This window comes from Nocardia sp. NPDC003345 (genome assembly GCF_053589395.1).
On the sequence record NZ_JBSFRU010000512.1, the window covers coordinates 1 to 2,650 of the forward strand.

A 2,650-nucleotide genomic window follows, 5' to 3' on the forward strand; every position below is an offset into this window, starting at 1 on the left:
CATACGAGAGTGCGGACGGGTGTGGGGACAGTTGGCTGTTTGCCGGTTCCGCGTCGCCTCCGCCGGGTATAACCTGCGCATGAGTTACCCGGTGGATTTCGGGGTGCTGCAGATCGGTGCGATCGTCGCGATCATCATCGGTGGGGCCCTGGTGGTTTCGGCATTGTTCGCACTACGTGGAAAGGGGCCGCGGGCACTACTCGCGCGCGGGTCGGGAGGTGTGCTGATCCTGGCCGCCGCGGGCCTGATCCTGTGGATCGCCACCCTCGTCCAAACCTATCTGGGGCTGACGGGGGAGGTGCGCGCGGCGCATGTCGTGGTCTCCCAGGTCTCCGGCGCGGATCATCAACTCGAGGTGGAGCTGACCCTGTTCGACGACGAGGGCGGGCAGCAGCGCAGTACCCATCGGGTGGAAGGCGATCTGTGGGTGCTGCAGGCCCAGATCGTCGAGCTCGAACCCTGGGTGAACGCGCTGGGCTTCCACTCCGGGTACAAGGTGTCGCGGCTCTACGGTCAGCGGCTCGACGGTATCGCGACCGATCAGAACCATATCTTCCTCAATGGCGGTGACCGGGACTTCTTCCAGGATATGAACGAGGACCGCTGGTTCACCTCGCCGTTCGTCCGGTCCGCCTACGGTAACGCGGTGATCGCCACGCCGGGCTCCTACGACGTGTTCATCTCGCGCGACGCCATCAAGACGCGGCCGGTGGAGTGATAGAGGGGTCCCGCGGCCCGGCCACCACCGCCGTCCGGCACAGCATCCCCAGTTCCGCCACGACGGTATCGAGGGCGGCCGGGCTGCGTTCGGTGCGCGCGACGATCAGGGCTCCCTCGAGGGCGCTGATGATCAGCACCGCGACCGAGGCGGCCCGGGCGGGGTCTGCGCCATCGGCGATCAGCTTGCCCACGATGAGTTCGCGCCACGTGTCGAAGGCGCCGCCCGCGACGGCGACGGCATCCGGTTCGTTGCTCAACGCGGCCGCGGCGATCGGGCAGCCGACCGTGTAGTCCCCGCGGTCGAGCCCGCGGGCCAGGGTGTCGGCCAGTGCACGCAGTGCCGCGGAGGTCTCGGGCGTGTCCAGGGCCTGTCCGAGACCCGCCGTGATCCGCGCACTGGCGGCCTGGGTCGCCTCGGTGATGAGCTGGGTACGGCCACGGGGGAAGTGGTGGTACACCGATCCGCGGGGCGCGCCGCTGGCGGCGAGGACATCCGCGAACGAGACCGCCGCGACCCCGCGACGCCGGATCAGTGAGATCGCGGCCGCGATCATCGCCGACCGGGGGCCGTCCGAGTTCCTGGGTCGTGGCATATGTCCCTCCTCTTGCCTCCGATTATTATGTATGTTGTCATACTTACACCAGTGACGCCGCCGCAACGGCACATATTCCTAGGAGGGCCCCGTGACCGGCATCGATGCGCCGCCTCATGTCTTCGATACCGCTATCGCCACCGAATACGTGGGCGCCCATCGGCTCGCCGGCCACACCTGCCCGGACTACGCGAACATGGTCGGGCCCTTCGGGGGCGTCACCGCCGCGGCACTGTTGCGGGCGGTCGAAGGGCATCCCGAGCGCCTGGGCGACCCGCTCTCGCTGACCGTGAACTACGCGGGCCCGATCGCCGAGGGGCCGTTCGAGATCATCGCCCGCCCGGTGCGCACCAATCGCACCAACCAGCACTGGCAGCTCGAACTCCGTCAGGACGAGGCGGTCGTGACCACCGCGACCGCGGTGTTCGGGCTGCGCCGCGATACCTGGTCGGATCTCGAACTCGCCATGCCCTCGGTACCCGGGCCCGAACAGGCCGTGCCCCAGGAGTTCCCCGATTTCATCGCGTGGGGCCGCAATTACGATCTGCGGTTCGTCACCGGCGCCGTCCCGGAGGTGGCGCCCGACGACGACCGGCCCGGGCATCCGGATTCGGTCAGCACCCTCTGGCTGCGTGACCGGCCGGCTCGGCCGCTCGATTTCGCGTCGCTGACCGCCATGTCGGATGCCTTCTATCCGCGGGTCTTCCTGCGGCGCGGGCAGTATGTACCGGCCGGGACGATATCGCTCACCGTCTACTACCACGCCACTGCCGCGGAACTGGCCGCACAGGGTAGCGAATACCTGCTGGGCACCGCCCGGGCGAATCGGTTCGGGCACGGGCACTTCGACCAGAACGCGCAGCTGTGGGGTCACGACGGCACGTTGCTGGCCACCAGTCACCAGCTCGTGTACTACAAGGGCTGACCGCCCGCCGGGTCAGCCGGTGGAGGTGTCGGTGATGGCCACGATCGGCAGCCGCAACGCCGCCGGCGCCGACTCGGGCACCACCGGCGCCACCGGCCGGACCGGGGCGATCCGCCGGTAGGGGTGTTCCTGGGGCGGTCGCGGGTCCTGCTCGCCCTTGTTGGGCCAGTAGGCCGCGGCCCGCTCCGCCTGGGCGGTGATGGTCAGCGACGGATTGACGCCGAGGTTGGCCGAGACCGCCGCGCCGTCCACCACGCTCAGCGTGGGGTAGCCGAATACGCGATGGTAGGCATCGATCACCCCGGTCTCCCGGCTCGCGCCGATCGCGGCGCCACCCAGGAAATGCGCGGTGAGCGGAATATTGAACACCTCGCCCCAGGTCCCGCCGGCGGTGCCGCCGATCTGCTCGGCG

General features: G+C 69.1%; 4 protein-coding genes. 2 read left to right on the forward strand and 2 right to left on the reverse strand.

All coding sequences use genetic code 11. The features are described 5' to 3' along the window. Positions 1-79 precede the first annotated feature (79 nt). Entirely contained in the window at positions 80-718 is a 639-nt protein-coding gene (locus ACWDU1_RS31390) for a hypothetical protein (RefSeq protein WP_450004042.1), read from the forward strand. Here the strand turns inward: ACWDU1_RS31390 and ACWDU1_RS31395 are convergent. Then, a complete protein-coding gene (locus ACWDU1_RS31395; protein ID WP_450004043.1) occupies positions 696-1,313 on the reverse strand; it encodes a TetR/AcrR family transcriptional regulator in 618 nt (205 codons plus the stop codon). The genes ACWDU1_RS31390 and ACWDU1_RS31395 overlap by 23 nt on opposite strands. Before the next feature lie 91 nt (positions 1,314-1,404). On the opposite strand from ACWDU1_RS31395, the gene ACWDU1_RS31400 reads away from it, so the two are divergent. Continuing rightward, the gene (locus tag ACWDU1_RS31400; protein WP_450004044.1) at positions 1,405-2,238 is read left to right on the forward strand and encodes an acyl-CoA thioesterase; all 834 of its coding nucleotides are present in this window, start codon (positions 1,405-1,407) and stop codon (positions 2,236-2,238) included. 12 nt (positions 2,239-2,250) lie between these two features. On the opposite strand, the gene ACWDU1_RS31405 is transcribed toward ACWDU1_RS31400, so the two are convergent. Further along, positions 2,251-2,650: GMC oxidoreductase (locus tag ACWDU1_RS31405; protein WP_450004045.1), on the reverse strand; the 400-nt coding region annotated here is incomplete at its 5' end.